17 protein-coding genes are annotated in these 16,136 nt (G+C 61.3%); 1 reads left to right on the top strand and 16 read right to left on the bottom strand.

Annotation, left to right across the window (positions count from 1 at the left end; translation table 11 throughout):
- Position 1: 1 nt before the first annotated feature.
- Positions 2-871 (bottom strand): branched-chain amino acid ABC transporter permease, encoded by an 870-nt coding sequence (locus tag HPY55_04130; protein NPV69825.1) that lies wholly within the window; start codon positions 869-871, stop codon positions 2-4.
- A 105-nt stretch (positions 872-976) separates the two neighbouring features.
- Positions 977-2,179, bottom strand: a complete 1,203-nt coding sequence (locus tag HPY55_04135; GenBank protein ID NPV69826.1) for an ABC transporter substrate-binding protein — start codon at positions 2,177-2,179, stop codon at positions 977-979.
- A gap of 313 nt (positions 2,180-2,492) precedes the next feature.
- Between HPY55_04135 and HPY55_04140 the strand changes: the two genes are divergently transcribed.
- Positions 2,493-3,260, top strand: a complete 768-nt coding sequence (locus HPY55_04140; protein ID NPV69827.1) for a GntR family transcriptional regulator — start codon at positions 2,493-2,495, stop codon at positions 3,258-3,260.
- A 26-nt stretch (positions 3,261-3,286) separates the two neighbouring features.
- On the opposite strand, the gene HPY55_04145 is transcribed toward HPY55_04140, so the two are convergent.
- The 14 genes from HPY55_04145 to HPY55_04210 form a co-directional block, all read right to left on the bottom strand.
- Positions 3,287-4,627: a pyridoxal-phosphate dependent enzyme gene (locus HPY55_04145; protein NPV69828.1), complete on the bottom strand. Its 1,341-nt coding sequence runs from the start codon at positions 4,625-4,627 to the stop codon at positions 3,287-3,289.
- A 108-nt stretch (positions 4,628-4,735) separates the two neighbouring features.
- A complete protein-coding gene (locus tag HPY55_04150) occupies positions 4,736-5,761 on the bottom strand; it encodes a hypothetical protein (protein ID NPV69829.1) in 1,026 nt (341 codons plus the stop codon).
- A gap of 97 nt (positions 5,762-5,858) precedes the next feature.
- A complete protein-coding gene (locus HPY55_04155) occupies positions 5,859-6,989 on the bottom strand; it encodes an ABC transporter substrate-binding protein (protein ID NPV69830.1) in 1,131 nt (376 codons plus the stop codon).
- 59 nt (positions 6,990-7,048) lie between these two features.
- Positions 7,049-7,771: an ABC transporter ATP-binding protein gene (locus HPY55_04160; protein NPV69831.1), complete on the bottom strand. Its 723-nt coding sequence runs from the start codon at positions 7,769-7,771 to the stop codon at positions 7,049-7,051.
- On the bottom strand, positions 7,758-8,540 hold the full coding sequence (locus HPY55_04165) for an ABC transporter ATP-binding protein (protein NPV69832.1): 783 nt from the start codon (positions 8,538-8,540) through the stop codon (positions 7,758-7,760). Before HPY55_04165 ends, HPY55_04160 begins: the two co-directional genes overlap by 14 nt.
- Positions 8,537-9,481 carry a branched-chain amino acid ABC transporter permease gene (locus HPY55_04170; protein NPV69833.1) on the bottom strand — a complete coding sequence of 315 codons (945 nt, stop codon included), beginning with the start codon at positions 9,479-9,481 and terminating at the stop codon, positions 8,537-8,539. The genes HPY55_04165 and HPY55_04170 overlap by 4 nt, the downstream gene beginning before the upstream one ends.
- Before the next feature lie 5 nt (positions 9,482-9,486).
- Positions 9,487-10,359 (bottom strand): branched-chain amino acid ABC transporter permease, encoded by an 873-nt coding sequence (locus tag HPY55_04175; GenBank protein ID NPV69834.1) that lies wholly within the window; start codon positions 10,357-10,359, stop codon positions 9,487-9,489.
- 8 nt (positions 10,360-10,367) lie between these two features.
- Positions 10,368-11,165, bottom strand: coding sequence for an IclR family transcriptional regulator (locus tag HPY55_04180; protein ID NPV69835.1), 798 nt, complete (start codon positions 11,163-11,165; stop codon positions 10,368-10,370).
- A gap of 113 nt (positions 11,166-11,278) precedes the next feature.
- On the bottom strand, positions 11,279-12,556 hold the full coding sequence (locus HPY55_04185) for a TRAP transporter large permease (protein NPV69836.1): 1,278 nt from the start codon (positions 12,554-12,556) through the stop codon (positions 11,279-11,281).
- 6 nt (positions 12,557-12,562) lie between these two features.
- Positions 12,563-13,051 carry a TRAP transporter small permease gene (locus HPY55_04190; protein ID NPV69837.1) on the bottom strand — a complete coding sequence of 163 codons (489 nt, stop codon included), beginning with the start codon at positions 13,049-13,051 and terminating at the stop codon, positions 12,563-12,565.
- Between the two features lie 136 nt (positions 13,052-13,187).
- The gene (locus HPY55_04195; protein ID NPV69838.1) at positions 13,188-14,252 is read right to left on the bottom strand and encodes a TRAP transporter substrate-binding protein; all 1,065 of its coding nucleotides are present in this window, start codon (positions 14,250-14,252) and stop codon (positions 13,188-13,190) included.
- A gap of 19 nt (positions 14,253-14,271) precedes the next feature.
- Positions 14,272-15,033 carry an aldolase gene (locus tag HPY55_04200; GenBank protein ID NPV69839.1) on the bottom strand — a complete coding sequence of 254 codons (762 nt, stop codon included), beginning with the start codon at positions 15,031-15,033 and terminating at the stop codon, positions 14,272-14,274.
- On the bottom strand, positions 15,030-15,362 hold the full coding sequence (locus tag HPY55_04205) for a cupin domain-containing protein (protein NPV69840.1): 333 nt from the start codon (positions 15,360-15,362) through the stop codon (positions 15,030-15,032). The genes HPY55_04200 and HPY55_04205 overlap by 4 nt, the downstream gene beginning before the upstream one ends.
- Before the next feature lie 97 nt (positions 15,363-15,459).
- On the bottom strand, positions 15,460-16,131 hold the full coding sequence (locus HPY55_04210) for a GntR family transcriptional regulator (protein NPV69841.1): 672 nt from the start codon (positions 16,129-16,131) through the stop codon (positions 15,460-15,462).
- Positions 16,132-16,136: the final 5 nt, after the last annotated feature.

Consider the following 16,136-nt stretch of genomic DNA (forward strand, 5'->3'; position numbering starts at 1 on the left):
CTCACTCTTTCGATATTGTCCTGCCGAGCAGGCCAGCCGGCCTCAACAGCAGCGTGAGTATCAGTACAAAGAACGCGATGGCGTTGGCGTAGCGCGTTGAGATGTAGGCACCGCCCAGGCTCTCGAGCAGGCCCATCAGTATTCCACCGGCCATGGCCCCGGGGATGCTCCCCGTCCCCCCAAGCACGACCGCGGTGAACCCCTTCATCCCGATGACCCCGCCCATGCTTGGGTAAACGGTGCCATAATAGACACCGAGCATGATTGCGGACACGACCGCCAGGCCGGAACCGATGGCGAAAGTAAGTGATATGAGTCCGTTTATGTCCACGCCCATGAGGCCGGCGGTTTCCTTGTCGAGGGACGTGGCCCGGAGCGCAGTCCCCAGCCTCGTTTTCTGCACGAAAAGGTGAAGCGCCGCCATGAGAGCCAGGGAGAACAGGAGTATGAGGATCTGGAGCGAGCTGACTGCCGTGTTAAGCACCTTGAACGTAGTGACCTCGAATGCCTGGGGCATGTGCTGCGGCTCTGTACCGAACACTATCTGCACAGCGGTCGCAAGGACAAACGAGAACCCAAGTGACACCAGCATGGCGGCCAGCCTGGATGCGCGCCTGATCGGGAGGTATCCTATCTTCTCAATCAGGACACCCAGCACTACCCCGGCGGCAATGGCCAACACCATGGCGGGGCCCAGGCCCCATCCGGCTTCGACGAACATGAACCAGCATACGTACGCGCCGACCATGGCTACATCGCCGTGAGCGAAGTTGATGAACGACAGCACGCCGAACACCATGCTGTAGCCGAGCGCAAGCAAGGCGTACGTGGTTCCGACCGTCAATCCCGCTATCAATTGTTCCAGGAACATGCGACCACTCTTTTCCAGACCCGACCGGGCAACGCGGCGTTGCCCGGTCAGGCAGGTGCGCGACCACCAGCCCCTGGTGGAATGGGCCGGGGCACCAGGAGAATGCTACTTCTTGAAGTTCTCCTTCTTGAACTCGATGAACTTGCCGTCCTTGATGACCATGTAGGTCATTGGGATCTTGATGTCGCCGTTCTCATCGAAACTGAGGGGCCCAAGGACGCTGTCGAAGCCCTTGAGAGTGGTGAGGTAGTCCTTGACGGCTTCCCTGGAAACGCCCTTCTTGCTTAGCGCCTCGATTACCATCTGGCCGGCCGTGTATCCCGCAGGCGAGATCGGATCGACCTGGGTAATACCCTCGCTCTTAAACCTCTCGAGGTACTTGTCGAAGAACCCCTTGAGCTTCGGAGGGATGTTGTCCGGGTTGAACAACGCGTTGCCGACGACTCCCTCGACGTCCGCGCCGCCGAGCCTGATTACGGCGGGGTTGAACGTGCCGGAGCTCACGAAGAACGGCTTGTACCCTACTGCGTGGGATTGTTTCATGAAGAGCGGGATCTCGGTTTCGTCGGCGACGCCGTAGATCGCTTCGGCGCCGGCCGCCTTCAGCTTGGAGATGACGGTGCCGAAGTCCTTGGTCTCACCGAGCAGGTAGGACTCCGCAGCCACAGGCTTCATGCCGGCCTTTTCGAGAGTCTGGACGGCCACCTCGTATCCGCCGCGGCCGTAGTCGTTGTTCTCGTAGATGATGCCGATCTTCTTGAACCCGAGGTCGATCAGGAGCTGGACATTGAAGGCCGCCGTGTAGGCGTCGGAGTTCCATACCCGGAACGTGTACGGTCCCGCCGCGGATATTTTGGGCGAGCTCGACGAGCAGGTTATCTGCACAAGCCCCGCCTTGTTGTAGATGGGCGCGCCAGCGAGGGTGCACGAGCTGTTGGTGTGGCCTATAACCGCCATGATGTCGGGGTCGGACGCCAGCCTGTTGGCTACGTTGGCCGCCTCTTTCGGGTCTGCGCGGTCGTCCAGCGAGACGAGTTCAATCTGGGTACCGTTTATCCCGCCGGCCTTGTTGGCCTCCTCAATAGCCATGAGGACTCCCCTGCGGGTCCTGTTACCCTGCTCAGCGCTGCCGCCGGTAACCGCGCCGGCGTAACCTATCTTAATGGTCTTCGCGGGCTGCGTGGGCGCCGACGGCGAGGGCGAGGGCGCGGCCTCCTTCTTGGTCGCGCATCCGGAAGCCAGCGCGGATGCTGCGAGGGCCACCAGTATCAACATTACCAGCGCTATCCTGGGCTTTCCACCTTTCACTTCGATCTCCCCTTTCTGCCTGGGTTTACATCCAGCCATGTGAATACAGGACCTGTCTGACAACTTCTCTGCGCTAATGTGCTGCTACCCCTAGCGATTTGTAATGGCGGGCCTCCTGCCATGCCATGTTGTCTGATTAACATGCTTTCGACGCTCCGGCCTGAGTTCCTGCTGGAAATCGCAGAGGAAGTGCAATCGCCGCACACAAATGCAAGCATGTTAGGAATATTGACCAGGAGCAGGCGCTCGGTTATAATGGGGGCGGTTTGTCAGGCAGGTTCAATCTCAGACTCTGATCTCTCGGAGGCGAGGTATGCAGCCGGAGAAATCGGTCAGACAGGTGGTGGGCAGCGGTGGAACTTCACGCAGGCTCAGCACCGTCGCCGCGGAGACGATACGGCAGAGGATTCTGAGCGGCGAGTACCACCCGACAGGGCGTCTGCCCAGCGAGGCTCAGCTGGCCGCGGAGCTCGAGGTAAGCAGGGCGACTCTCCGCGAGGCCTTGCGGCTCCTCGAAGATGACGGCCTCATCCTGTCACGGCGGGGAGCCGGTTCATTCGTTCGGCCGGAGTCGACGCAGATCATGGAAGGACTCGAGAAACTCGGGAGTCTCACCAAATCCATCAGGCGCGCGGGGTTCCACGCCGAAGACCGCGTACTCTCGATAAGGCCCGTCGCCGTCAGCGAGCAGATGGCCAGAGCGCTCCAGGTGCAGCCGGGATCGCCCGCGCACATGATCGAAAGCCTCAGGCTGGCCGACGACCAGCCGGTCATCTACACCTGTGACATCCTCCCCGCTTCCCGTTTCAAGAACGCCGACATGCTAGAGAAGCGGCGCAACTACGAATCCCTCCTCGAATTCCTGTGGGATAACGCCGGCATCCAGATCGGCTACTGCGTCGCACGGGTGAAGGTGGTGCTGGCCGCGCCGCCGATTAGCCATCTGGTCTCCGTAGAAACAGGGACGCCGCTCCTTATGATGGAGGGCGTCTCCCACGACACCGCGGATGTGCCTGTCTACGCTTCAACCTACTATTTCCGCAGCGACATCTACGACTTCGTGCTGGTCAGAAGACCGTAGTCGCGGGGGCCGGCTCAAGCCGGGCCTCATCCGCAGCCCGGTCTCTGCCCCATTTCCTCGAGATCGAGCCCGCACGCCTCTTTGAATTCACGTGCGAACGCCTTCACGTCTCCCGACATGAACGGCATTGGCTGTGAACACAATTTCTCCAGCGCATAGGGGTCTTTCAAGCCCGACGCCGTGATCATGCACACCCAGGGACCCTCGTTGTCTAGCCTTCCCTCGCGTCCTGCCTTCACGGCGGCCGCTACGGACGCGCACGACGACAGCTCAGCGAATGTGCCCTCTCGTGCGAGCGCATCCTGCACCTGATACATCTCTTCGTCGGACACCAGTACTCCGGCGCCGTTCGAGTTCTTGAGAGCATACAGGCCTTGATAGCTCCCGGTGCCTCCCGCGATGGAGACCGCCTGCGACGGCCCCGCCTGAAGCTCCGGCACGGTATCGAGACCGCGTTCGAACGCCCTTACCAGGGGTCCTCCGACCTCGGGCTCCACCGCTACCATTCGCGGCATCGCAGTGGACCAGCCCAATTCCTCCATTTCCCAGAAGCCCTTCCATATGCCGAACAGCCCCTCGGCGCGGCCCACCGGCACGAACACCGCCGACGGAGTCTCCCCGAGGTCCTCGAACATCTCATACGCCATCGTCTTGTGCCCCTCGACCCCGAACGGGTTTCCGGCGGACATTGGGCTGCAGTAGTTTCCCACCGGATACCACCCGAACTCCTTCACACAATGGCCCATGAGCGCCCACCTGTCCATCGGCTTGCAGGCGAGCACTATTGCGCCGAGCGACCTCATGAGCGCCACCATTGGGCGCGGGGCGTTGGGGATGGTGAATACTACACACGGGATCCCAGCCTTGGCGGCGTAGGCCGCGGCCGCCGCGCCGTGGTTGCCTGACGATGCCACCGTTATCACGCGCGCGCCGGTCGAGGCGCCGTGGCAAACCGCGACGTAGCATAGCCTGTCCTTGAAAGACCAGGTGGGGTTGCGTGACTCATCCTTGAGGTATACCGGTGAAACCCCGGACTTTTCCTCAGCCCATCTGCTACGTACCAGCGGGGTCCCTCCCTCGCCGAGGGAGATCGCCGGGGCGCGCTCATCGAGTGGAAGTATCTCTCGGTACCTGATCAATCCTCTGCGCCTTCCTGACAGGCTCTCCGGTCTGAAGACGTGCCTGAGCGCCCCGTAATCGAACACCACGTGCAGGCACGACAGGAACGTATCCGTCTTGCACACGGGGCAACCCTCGGGCATGAGCTTCAGTTCGAACGTGGACTTGCAGTTGAGGCATTGGAGATACTTCGCGTACCCCGCGGCGTTCTTCCAGACGTTGCGTTCCATATCACTGATCCTCCTCATCCTCCTCAAACTCGAGGCCCATCATGAGGTATTCCTGATCGAAGAGACGGACGGCGCTGCTCGCGCCGCCCGACGTATGGCGTCTTGTGCGTTGCGCTCGGACACAGCTTACACGTACAGCCCCTTGATCTCAGGGATGCCGGGCATCGTTAGCCTGCCGTCCTCCATGATCGGCTCCCCGTCCAGGTAAACTGTGGGCCTCCAGAACACGTTGTCGAAGTGCCCGTTGACCGTGATCTTCCCAGCCATGGTAGACTCGTTGTTGCCCATCCCAAAATGCGCGGTGCCGTAGACGGCCTCGTCCTCGATGAACCTGCCTCTCATATGGGCCTTGGGGTTGAGCCCGATCCCGAGCTCGGCGATCATCCGGATCCTGTCGTCGCCGACTGCCTCTATCCTGTGGATCAGCCGCCCGGCGTCCGCGCCGCCCCTGACGTCCACTATCCGCCCGGCCTCGACCACGAGAGTGACCGGTTCCCGTACGAGCCCGATGGCCGACTGGCACGCATCCACCACAATGACCCCGCGAGCGGTGCCTTCCACCGGAGCGATGTTCGCCTCGATGCACGGGGGCCCGGCGAAGTTGGCAGCATACTCCGGCTCCCGCCTGCAGTACCCGTGCTCGAGGTCCACGTTGACCCTTCCGCGGAGGTCAACCCACATGTCGGTGCCGCCGGGCGAAGTAACCCTGGCCTCGTTAGCCCGTGAAAGAGCCTGGTTAACAGCGATTGTGATTTCCTTCATCTCCTTGAACGGAGATTCGGGTATGGTACGCGCGAATATCTCCTCATCGGCATGCGGTATCGTGAGGCAACGGCAGCCGGCCTTGCTTGCATCGCGTCTTGCCTGGCAGTGGCTCAACGACCACTCGGTGGGCATGAAGCACACATCGGCGCTCTTCATTGCCTCGGCGATCGCCCTGGGTGGATTCATCCCGTGAACCCGTCCGTAGGTCGGGAGGACGACCATGGAAGACTCCAGGGTTACCTCGAGCGCCGCCGCCAGCAGGGCCTCGCCGAGATTGGTGTGCATGGTGTCGGTGATGATCAGGACGCTCTCGTTGGGCCCGACCCCCGCGCACTCCTCCACGAGCCGCCTCGCGCCCCTGAAAATGTCGGGGCTTAACCTTGACATACTGTCTCGACACCTCCTGGAACTAGCGGAAACGTCGCACATCCAGATATCGAAGGGCCACCCCGCCGGCGGTCCGTCGCCGGCGGCGGCCCCATACCTACTCCGTCAGAACGAACTTACCTTCCTTGACCACCGTAATGAGGAGCTTCTTCGCGGCGGCGTCGGGCACGCGTTCGGCGGTGAATGTCGTGTCGCCGGTCGCTCCCTTGAACCCTTTGATCTGCGCGAGCTGGTCGCGTACCGCCTTGCGGTCCGCCTTGCCCGCCTTCTTGATCGCCTCGGCAAGGATCTTCACCGCGTCGTAGGCGTAGGGAGCCCAACCGTCGGAGTCCTTATTATACTTGTTTTTGAATCCGTCGATGAACGCCTTGGTGCCAGGGTCCTTGCTGCTCGGATGGAACCACGTTGCGACGTACGCGCCCTCCGCTGCGGGACCCGCGATCTTCACGAAATCCGGGGAATACACCCCGTCGGCCGCCGCTATCATGCAGCTGAGGCCGAGCTTCTTGGCCTGGATGGCGAGCTGAGCGCCGTTCGCGTAGAATACAAACAGGGCGAGCGCGTCGGGATTGGCGTTCTTGACGTTTGTAAGGAGCACGGTGAAGTCCTGCTCACCGCTGGGAGCCACCGTTCCGGTGTATACGACCTCGCCACCGCCGTCTTTGACGGTTTTGGCGGCGATCTCCGAAATGCCCTTGCCGTAGTCGTCGTTCACGTAGATTATGGCTATCTTCTTCTTGCCCTTGGCCAGAAGCCACTTCACAAGGCCCGACCCCTGGTGGGTGTTGGTAACATTGACCCTGAAGATGAAGTCCCCGGCCTTGGTGGCGTCCGGGTGCGTGGACGCTATGGCGATTTCCGGAATGCCGGCCTTCTGGTAGACCGGCGACGCCGCCATCGTGCAGCTCGTGAAGAAGTGACCCACTACCGCCACGACGTCCTTGTCGGTGGCGATCTTCTGGGCCACGTTGACTGCTTCTTTCGGATCGCCCTTATCGTCCGCGAAGTCCAGCGCGATCTTCCTGCCCAGAACCCCTCCGGCCGCGTTTATCTCGTCGACGGCCATCCTGGCGCCATCCTTGAGCGACTCGCCCCACTGTGCCGAGTTGCCAGTCATCGGCGCCGCGAGGATAACCCTGATGTCACCCGAGGATGAGGAGCCGCAACCCTGCAGCGCGCCCAGTGAGACGACAACCAGAGCGCAAATCGCAACCCTCAGATTTCTCATTTCGAATGCCCCCCGTGTGTTGTGTTGCCGCTAAATGACCGAGACGACTGCCGCTCTCTTTACCCCCGCGCCTCACCCCTTCCACCGAGATACGCATCCCTGACCCGCTCGTCCGCCGCCAGGTCGAGCGCAGGTCCACTCATGACGATGTTGCCACGCTCCATCACGTATGCGCGGTTGGATATCTCAAGGGCCATGTTTGCGTTCTGCTCGACGAGGAGTATCGGAGTACCATCCCCCGCAATCTGACGGATGGTGTCGAAGATGCGTTCAACGAACAGCGGCGCCAATCCCATGGACGGTTCGTCCAGCAGCAGGAGCCTCGGCGAGGCCATTAAGGCCCTCCCGATGGCCAGCATCTGCTGCTCACCGCCGCTGAGGGTGCCCCCAAGCTGCCGCAGCCTCTCCCTGAGGACGGGGAACAAACTCAGGACCTTGTCCATGTTGCGGCCGGCCATCCTGGCGTCGCTGGCGAGAAAGGCTCCGGTAAGGAGGTTCTCCCTGACCGTGAGCAGCGAGAATATCCTTCTCCCCTCGGGAACGTGCATGAGCCCGCCGCGTGCGATCGTATGGGGCGGAAGGCCGGTGATGTCTTTCCCGGCAAACCGGATACTTCCCGCACTGGGCCTGAGTACTCCCGAGACGCACTTCAGCAATGTCGTCTTGCCGGCCCCGTTGGCGCCGATGAGGCACACGATCTCGCCCGCCCCGACCTCCAGGCTGACCCCGTGAAGCGCGGCTATGCTCCCGTATGAAGCCCTCAGTCCATCAACCTGCAGCATTTTTTGCTCTCCCCAGGTATGCGGAAATGACCGCTTCGTTCACCCGTACCTCGGCGGGAATGCCTTCGGCGATCTTGGATCCGTGGTTCAACACGATGACTTTGTCCGACAGCCCCATCACAAACCGCATGTCGTGCTCTATGAGGAGGATGGTCGTCCCCTCCGCGTTGAGATAGCGCAGGTGGTCGGCGAACCCGGACGTCTCGGTGGGGTTCATGCCAGCCGTGGGTTCGTCGAGCAAGAGCAGGCGCGGCTTTGTCGCCAACGCGCGGACGAGCTCCAGTCTCCTCTGGTCCCCGTATGAAAGGGTGCGGGCTTTGTCGAAGCGCCTGTCGTAGAGCCCCGCGGTCTTCAACAGCTCGCAGGCCTCCTCCAACACCCTTTTCTCCTCAGCACGCACCGCGGGCGCCGCCAGGATGCTTTGCACCAGTCCGTACTGCGCCCGGGTACTGAGGGTCCACAACACGTTCTCCAGAACGCTAAACCCGGGGAACAGCCGGATGTTCTGGAACGTGCGGGCCACGCCGCATTTGTTGACCTCGTGGGGTGGGAGGCTCGTGAGCTCCCTACCGTCGAGCCGGACGCTCCCCCGGTCGGCGCGGAGCACTCGAGTGATAAGGTTGAACACGGTGGTTTTCCCCGCGCCGTTTGGCCCTATCAGCCCCACTACACGGCCGCGTGGGACGCTGAACGTGAGGTCGTTTACCGCCTGGAGCCCCATGAACGACTTGGTCAGGCCCGCAACTTCAAGCAGCCCCTCCGTGTTCATTTCGTCCCGACCACCCCTTCAGGCCGCACCGCCATGAGAACTACCAGCGCGACCCCGTATACGAGCAGCCTGAGTTCAGCAATGGGCCTGAGTAATTCCGGGAACAGGACCAGGAGCGCGGAGCCGATAACCGGACCCCAGAACGTGCCGCGGCCTCCGAGTATGACCATGCAGAGCACCAGAATGGATTCGTCCAGGGAGAAGTTCGACGGGTTGATGTACGAGACGTAGTGGGCATAAAGCCATCCCGCCACGGCCGCCAGACCGGAGCTTATCATCAACGCCCACATCTTGGCCGCGAAGACGTTCACCCCCATCACCTGCGCCACGACCTCGTCCTCGCGCACTGCCTGCCAGAAGCGACCGAATCTCCCATGCTGCAGGTTCCACAACCCAAGCAGCACGAGCGTCACCACCGCGAACACGAGACAGTAGAACCTGGCCCCGGAGCCAAGGTCGAACGACCCCAGCCTCGGCGACGGTATGGCCTTTATGCCGAATGGTCCCTGTGTGATCTCCACCAGGTTGAGCATCAGGCTGCGCATGATCTCGCCGAAGCCGAGGGTGGCGATGGCGAAGTAGTGACCCCGCAACCTGAGAGATGGGGCGCCCAGCACCGCCCCAGCGAGCATGCCGAGTACGACCGCAACCGGCAGTCCCGCCCAGAAGCCCAGCCAGGACCCGGGTATCACGCGAGTGCTGGTGATGGCGCCGGCGTATGCGCCGAGCCCGTAGAAGCCCGCGTGTCCCAGGTGAAGCAGGCCGGCCAACCCGACGCTGATGTTGAGCCCCGCGGAAAGTATCACGTAGATTCCGAGCACGTTGAGCAGGTGTATGACGTAGCCGTCCCTCACAACGAAGGGAGTCAGCATGGCCACGACCCACAGGCCGGCAAGCACGACCAGCTTGTTGCCCGCGCGTTCCCGCCGTATCGCGCCCACTGACCTCACCCGCCCTTCTCGGACGAAACGCCGAGGATTCCGGATGGTTTGAACAGCAACACCAGGAGCAGGAGCACGAATGCCAGCGCGTCTTTGTAGGCGGGCGATATGTACGCCGCTGCAAAACTCTCGGCAAGCCCGAGAATTAATCCCCCTATCATGGCGCCGTGAATGCTACCGATCCCTCCCAGGATGGCTGCAATGAACGACTTGATGCCGACTATCACGCCCATGTCGAATGAGATCGACGCGTAGAACATGGCGACAAGCATTCCAGCAATGCCGCCCAGCGCCGAGCCGAGTATGAACACGGCGCCGATAACCCTGTTGGACTCGATACCCATCATGGACGCCATTTCCGGGTCAAGGCTGACGGCCCGGACCGAAATCCCCATCCGCGTGTGGCCGATGTATCCATTGAGCGCAAACATCAGCGCTACCGCGCATAGCGGTATTACCGCCTGAAGAACTGAAAACCTGGCGCCCGCGATATCGAGGGCGTCATTCGCCAGGACCCTCGGGAACGGGAGAGTCTTGCTCCCCCACGCCAGCATGGCAAGGTTCCGCAGGACGATCGACATTCCAAGCGCGCTGATGAGCTGAGCGGACTTCGTGGCCTTCCGTATCGGTCTGTAGGCAATCCGCTCGACGAAGAACCCCGTGGTAGCAGCCCCGAGAACGCTCAGCGCTATGGAAAACCAGAACGGCAGATTCGCCAGAGCGAGCGTGGTGAACCCCATGAACGCTCCAATCATGTAGATCTCCCCATGGGCGAAGTTGATCAAGCCGAGGACGCCATAGATCAGAGTGTACCCCAGAGCCACGAGCCCATAGGTCGAGCCTACGGTGAGACCGTTGATGATCTGCTGGAGCAGCACAGTTCAACTCACCTCGCGGATCGCTGGTCACTACGGTGAAAAACCCACCTACCCTGGATTCTTGCCAGGTCCGACAGCTTACGGGCCTTCTCTACGACGATCGGGGCTACTCTCCCGATCTCGGCTTCCACGTTCGTGAGCATCGGGAACGACACGCAGATCGCCCCAATCGCAACGCCTTTCCCGTCTTTCACCGCGGCCGACACCGACGCTGTCCCGGGATACACCTCTCCGATACTGGTGGAGTAGGACCTCAAGGCCACGACTTCGAGCTCCTTGAGGAGGTCCTTGAGTCTCACCTCCATGCCGGCGTGGGTCTTCAGGTCCAAGCCGGAGAGCTGGCGCTCGACATCATCGCGAGGTAACTGGGCAAGTACGGCCTTGCCCATCGCGCAGGCATAGGCCGGAAACCGGTCGCCCGCAGACGCCACGATCCTGACCGGGGAAGTCCCCTCGATGGCAAGGAGAACCACTAAATCCATCGCGCTGAGCACCCCGAGATACGAGCTGTGCCCGCTCTCTCTGCTCAGTTCCTCCAGAATAGAGGTAGCCAGCCTGTGGACAGGACGTTGCCTGAGATACACAGAGCCGGCCTCGAAGCAGGCCAGCCCGATCCTGTACCGCCTTGTAGCCGGGTCTCTCTCGAGGAACCCCGACTCTTCCAGGGTCCGGACAAGCCGGTGAACGGCACTCTTGGGGTGTCCGAGACGCGTACTTATCTCGGTTATGCCCAGGTCCGGGGTCGAGCCGTCGAAACACCGGAGAACCTCGACCGCTTTCCTCACCGTCTCGATCGTCTGTCCCATTCATTTCCACCTGTGTTCCACTATGTGTAACGCCGTTCCAGGGAGTTTGGAAGTGATTCAACGTGAGCCCGAAAAGTCCTGCAAAGAGGACGCGCAGGCGGGGCAAGACGTCGTTACCTCAACAACAGCCTGGGCAGGAACAGCACCGTTTCCGGCACGTACGCCATGATCAGCAGTGCCAGGACGCTCATCCCGACGAACGGCAAGACCGACTTGTTCATCCTGCTGAGCGGCACGCCCGTGATTCCCGACGTCACGAACAGGCACATCCCGACCGGCGGCGTGATCAGGGCTATGGACGAAAGCACACTGAACACGAGACCGAAATGAATCGGGTCTATCCCGACCTGCACAGCGAGCGGCGCCAGCACCGGCGTGAATACGATCATCGAGGCGAACGCCTCCATCACGCAGCCGACGAACAGCATCAGGATGATGACCAGCATCATGACGACGTTCGGGTTGGTTGTGAACCCGAGTACGGCGTCGCTGAATTTCGTCGGTATCTTGTCGATCGCCAGCGTCCAGCCGAAGATATTGCCCATTGCGATGATGAGCATTATGCCGGCGGTGATCATGCCGGTGTTGAGCAAGACGCCCGGGATGTCCCTGAGCCTGAGTTTACGGTAGATGAACAGGCCGGAAACCAGCGCCACGAGGACCGCGATCGCGCCGGACTCGGTAGGTGTAAACGCGCCCGAGAGTATGCCGCCGATTATCACAACAGGGACGAGGAGCGCCGGGAGAGCCCGCACGAACGATTTCAGCATTTTGACCGGCTCGAACCGCTCCTTGTATCTCGGGTAATTGCGCCTCTTCGCCTGGAAGTAGGAGATTATCATGTAGCCTGTCCCAAGGAGGATGCCGGGGACATATCCCGCGAGGAACAGCGCACTCACCGAAGTGCCGCTCAGCACGCCGTACAGGATGAAGATGACGCTCGGCGGGATGATTGGCCCGATAATTGACGACGCCGCGATCAGCGCCGCGGTGAAGTCGTCGTCGAACCCGTCCTTGATCATCTCGGGCGCCAGCACGGAGCTGAGGATAGCCGCGACCGCGTTGGCGGAGCCGAGTATCGCGGCAAGGAACATCGCCACGATCACGCCCACGTAGGCAAGCCCCCCGCGAAGGTGCCCCACGCAGTCCCTCGAGAATTCGATGAGCTGGGCGGTCACCCCACCCCTGTTCATAAGCTCACCCGCGAGGATGAAAAACGGGATGGCCATCAGGCTGAACTGGTTGACGCCGGCGAACATCCTCTGCGTCACGATATCGAAGAACGAGGGATTTCCTATCGCGATCAGGTGCAGGTAGCCGGTTGCTCCGAGCATGAACGCGACGGGCGCCCCCAGCACGAGCAGAACGACAAAACCAACTGCGACGAGCAGCACCGGTCATCCCTCCTTCGCGCGCTTCTTCGGCGCCAGCATGTTACCGATGCTGAAGACGATCATGAACGACAGCCCGACGGGAATGGCCGCGTACGGGTAGACCATGGGAAGCCCCAGACCGCTGCTTCTCTGAAGCACGATAGATGGCGACCGGGTGTAGTCAACGCTGAACCACAGGCTCACCACGAGGAACACCATGATGACCGTCGTGACGAACGCCTTCGCCGCTTTCTTCAACGGGGGCGAGAACCGCTCGACGAAAAGGTCGAGGTATGCGAGTTCGCCCCGCCTGAAGGCCACGCTCCCTCCGATAAACGTCACCCATACGAGCAGGAATCCGACCAGCTCCTCGGCCCACGGGAACGAGAGTCCCAGGATGTAACGCCTGATGACCTCCACCGATGTTATGAGGGTCATTGCGCCGAACGCCGCCGTGAGGAAGTACTTGGCCGTCGTTTCCATCAAGTCAGTGATTCTTGTGAGTAGCCTCATGTCTATCCCCCAATTCGCGGTGCTCCAGGCTCGCGCCGGCGGTGAAACCCAGCGGTGCGACGTCGGAAGGGATGCGCTGGTCCCGCCCCGGCGCCCGTCTCGGCCCCAGTCGGGCGGGACCAGCAGGACCGTCAAATCACCTGATGGTCTTCGCCATATCCACGAACTTCTTGATCGCCGGGTCCTTGGCGGTGTACTCGTCCCAGATCCCGATGACCTTCGACTGGAACGGCGCCAGGTCCCTGATCTCGTTCACCTGGATCTTGGCGTCCTGGATCGCCTTCATGCCGGTCTTCTCCAGGTCACCCATCTGGTCGAACGCAAACTTGATAGACTCCCAGGCCGCATCCGAGATAATTTTCTGGTCTTCCTTGGAGAGCGAGTTGAACTTGTCGAGGTTCATCATGTTCAGGGCCGGGAACGGGAACAGCCCTATGAGCGATACGTACTTCAGCACCTCGTAGTGCTTCTCCGAGTATATGCTGGTGATGTTGATTTCCTCGCCGTCGATGACCTTCGTCTGGAGGCCCGTGTAGATCTCCCCGTACGCCATGGGCGTCGGGTTCGCGCCGAGCGTCTGAACTGTCTTCAGGATGAGGTTCGAGGGCACTACCCTGAGCTTGAGGCCCTTCAGGTCCTCCGGCTTCGTGATAGGCCGCACGTTGTTGGCGAAGTGGCGTATTCCGCCGTCATAGATAGCCAGGCCCTTGATCTTGAGCGGCTCGAGGCCCTTTAGAAGCCCCTTCATCTCCTCGCTCGTAACCGCCTTGTATTCCTTGTCGTACGTGCTCAGGAGGAAGGGGAGCTGCAGCGTGTCGAGGAGCGGTGTGTACTTGGAGAACGTGGACGTGGAGAGCACGGCCATGTCGAGCGTGCCCTTCATGACCTGCTCCAGGAGCTGGCCCTCGTCGCCGAGTTGCCTGGCGGGGAACACCTCGATCTTGATGCGGCCGTTGCTCTTCTGGGAAACAAGATCAACGAACTTCACGGTCGCGGGGTGGTACGGATGCGTCAGCTGCGCCGCGTGGCCGAGGCGGATCATGACCTGGCCGGGCTGCGCTGGCGCGGACGGCTGCGCGGGGGCCGCTGGCTGCGAAGGTTGGGCAGGTTGCGCGGGTTTTTGGCCGGAGCCGGCGCCGCAACCGGTCATTAAGGAGGCTACCATCACCAATCCGACGACGATGGCTACGAGTCTTTTCACTTTTCTTTCCCCCCAGTTCTCAGAAGTAATTCTTCACCGTTTGCCTTACCGCGGTCAGTTGCTTCTTGAAGAGGCCTACATCCGTGTCCCAGATGAGATAGTGGATTCCGTGGTTCAGGCAGAACTCGAGCTTCTTCTCGTCAGTAACGACGGTACCCATCTGCTTTCCGGCTTCGCGCGCTTCGGCGTTCATCTTGAGGAACGCCTCCTTCAGACCGCCGTTCACATAATCCGCGTCTGTGCCGAGTGAGAACGACAGGTCTACCGGCCCGAGGAACAGGATGTCAATACCCGCGGTCCGCGCGATCCCCCGCATCGAGTCGAACGCGGTGCGGGTCTCGATGTGGGCCACGATGAGGGTCTCCTCGTTGGACTCCTTCACGTACGCCTTCGTATCGCAGAAGCCGTACCTGCCGGCGCGGTGAGAAAACGCCACGCCCCTGGTCCCGAGCGGCGGATACCTGCCGGCGCGGACGATTTTCTCCGCGTCCCCGGGGCCATTAAGCTGCGGGACCTGGATACCGTCCACGCCGGTGTCGAGCACGTGGAGCAGCGTCTCGTCCGCGAAGTTCCACGGGCGCACGACCACCTTCAGCCCCTGGGGCTGCGCCACCGACGTGAGCATCTTCACGTCGTTGTATGATAGAGGCGAGTGCTCCGTGTCGATCACGATGAAATCGAACCCCGACCACGCTATCATCTCGACTATCTCGGTACTGGGGATTTTAACGAATATTCCCAGATGGGGTCGTTCGGCCAGTTGCCTCTTCAAGCTGCTCATTTGACGTACTCTTCCCTCTTGGGTGTGAACACGTCGAGGTTGACGACTGTCTCGTCGCCGATGATCTCGGCATAGTGCATGACGTTGGGCGGGACCACGAGCAGCCCACCTTCTTCGAGAATGAACATCTCGTCGCCCACGTGGAACCTGGTCTTGCCCTTCATGATGTAGACGATCTGCTCGAAATGATGGGCGTGGGGCGCCGGTTTGTGCCCGGGCTGGAGCCAGTTGATCGCGATGGTGGCCCCCTCACCGGTAAACGCCTTCCGCGAAACCCCCTGCCTGACTACGACCTCCTCAATGTCCTTCCAGTTCGAAACGTTTATCATTGTCCTACCCCTCTCCCTGAACCCGGCTTCCCGTGAGGCCGCTTGACTGCCGCGGGGGAGCGCCGCCTAGTGAATCGCCGGCGCTCCGCGGCCCTGTCTACCGCCTGTCGGCCGCGGCAACACTTTGAATCTTTTCGTACTCCTTCAAGAGGCGAATCAGCGGGAAGAATCCGTCGGTTTTTTGCTTGTCTATCAGCTGGCAGGCGCGCTCGGCGTCGCCTCTCTCGAGCGACTCGACTATCTCGTAGTGCTCCTGGTTCGAGAGCTCGAACCTGTCGGGCAACATGGCGAAAACCCAGCGCGAGCGCTCGCTCCTGTCCCACAGGTCATTGATCAGCCGGATTATGACGTCGGCCTTGCAGCTGTAATAGATGGTGGAGTGGAATTCTTTGTTGAGACGACCGTAGAGCTTGGTGTCCCCCGCGATGCGGGCCTTCTCCATGTCGTCCGCGAGCCTGCGCAGTTTGGCGATGGCCGGCTTGTCTATCTTCTCCGCGGCGAGGCGAGTGGCAAGCTTCTCGAGCTCCCTGCGTACGAGGAAGATCTGTTCCAGCTCGTCGAGGTCCAGGCGCGCGACGCGGGCGCCCGAGTTGGGCTTCGTCTCCGCGAGTCCCTTGGCCACCAGCTTCTTGAGCGCCTCGCGGACAGGGGTCTTCGAGATTCCGAGTTCCTCGGCCACCCTCTCGATGCGGATGGGCTCGCCGGGCTTCAGTTCGTTGGACACGATCTTCTCTTTGAGGTACTCGTATACTTGATCCGCCTTGAGCATCTGAT

The sequence above is a fragment of the Bacillota bacterium genome (assembly GCA_013178305.1).
Lineage (GTDB): Bacteria > Bacillota > Sulfobacillia > JABLXB01 > JABLXB01 > JABLXB01.

What these genes read in the sequence shown, in the direction of transcription:
- HPY55_04130 (NPV69825.1), bottom strand. Translation starts at nt 871, where the DNA reads ATGTTCCTGGAACAATTGATAGCGGGATTGACGGTCGGAACCACGTAC.
- HPY55_04200 (NPV69839.1), bottom strand. Translation starts at nt 15,033, where the DNA reads ATGAGCAGCTTGAAGAGGCAACTGGCCGAACGACCCCATCTGGGAATA.
- HPY55_04190 (NPV69837.1), bottom strand. Translation starts at nt 13,051, where the DNA reads ATGAGGCTACTCACAAGAATCACTGACTTGATGGAAACGACGGCCAAG.
- HPY55_04150 (NPV69829.1), bottom strand. Translation starts at nt 5,761, where the DNA reads ATGTCAAGGTTAAGCCCCGACATTTTCAGGGGCGCGAGGCGGCTCGTG.
- HPY55_04145 (NPV69828.1), bottom strand. Translation starts at nt 4,627, where the DNA reads ATGAGGAGGATCAGTGATATGGAACGCAACGTCTGGAAGAACGCCGCG.
- HPY55_04165 (NPV69832.1), bottom strand. Translation starts at nt 8,540, where the DNA reads ATGAACACGGAGGGGCTGCTTGAAGTTGCGGGCCTGACCAAGTCGTTC.
- HPY55_04205 (NPV69840.1), bottom strand. Translation starts at nt 15,362, where the DNA reads ATGATAAACGTTTCGAACTGGAAGGACATTGAGGAGGTCGTAGTCAGG.
- HPY55_04160 (NPV69831.1), bottom strand. Translation starts at nt 7,771, where the DNA reads ATGCTGCAGGTTGATGGACTGAGGGCTTCATACGGGAGCATAGCCGCG.
- HPY55_04155 (NPV69830.1), bottom strand. Translation starts at nt 6,989, where the DNA reads ATGAGAAATCTGAGGGTTGCGATTTGCGCTCTGGTTGTCGTCTCACTG.
- HPY55_04140 (NPV69827.1), top strand. Translation starts at nt 2,493, where the DNA reads ATGCAGCCGGAGAAATCGGTCAGACAGGTGGTGGGCAGCGGTGGAACT.
- HPY55_04180 (NPV69835.1), bottom strand. Translation starts at nt 11,165, where the DNA reads ATGGGACAGACGATCGAGACGGTGAGGAAAGCGGTCGAGGTTCTCCGG.
- HPY55_04210 (NPV69841.1), bottom strand. Translation starts at nt 16,131, where the DNA reads ATGCTCAAGGCGGATCAAGTATACGAGTACCTCAAAGAGAAGATCGTG.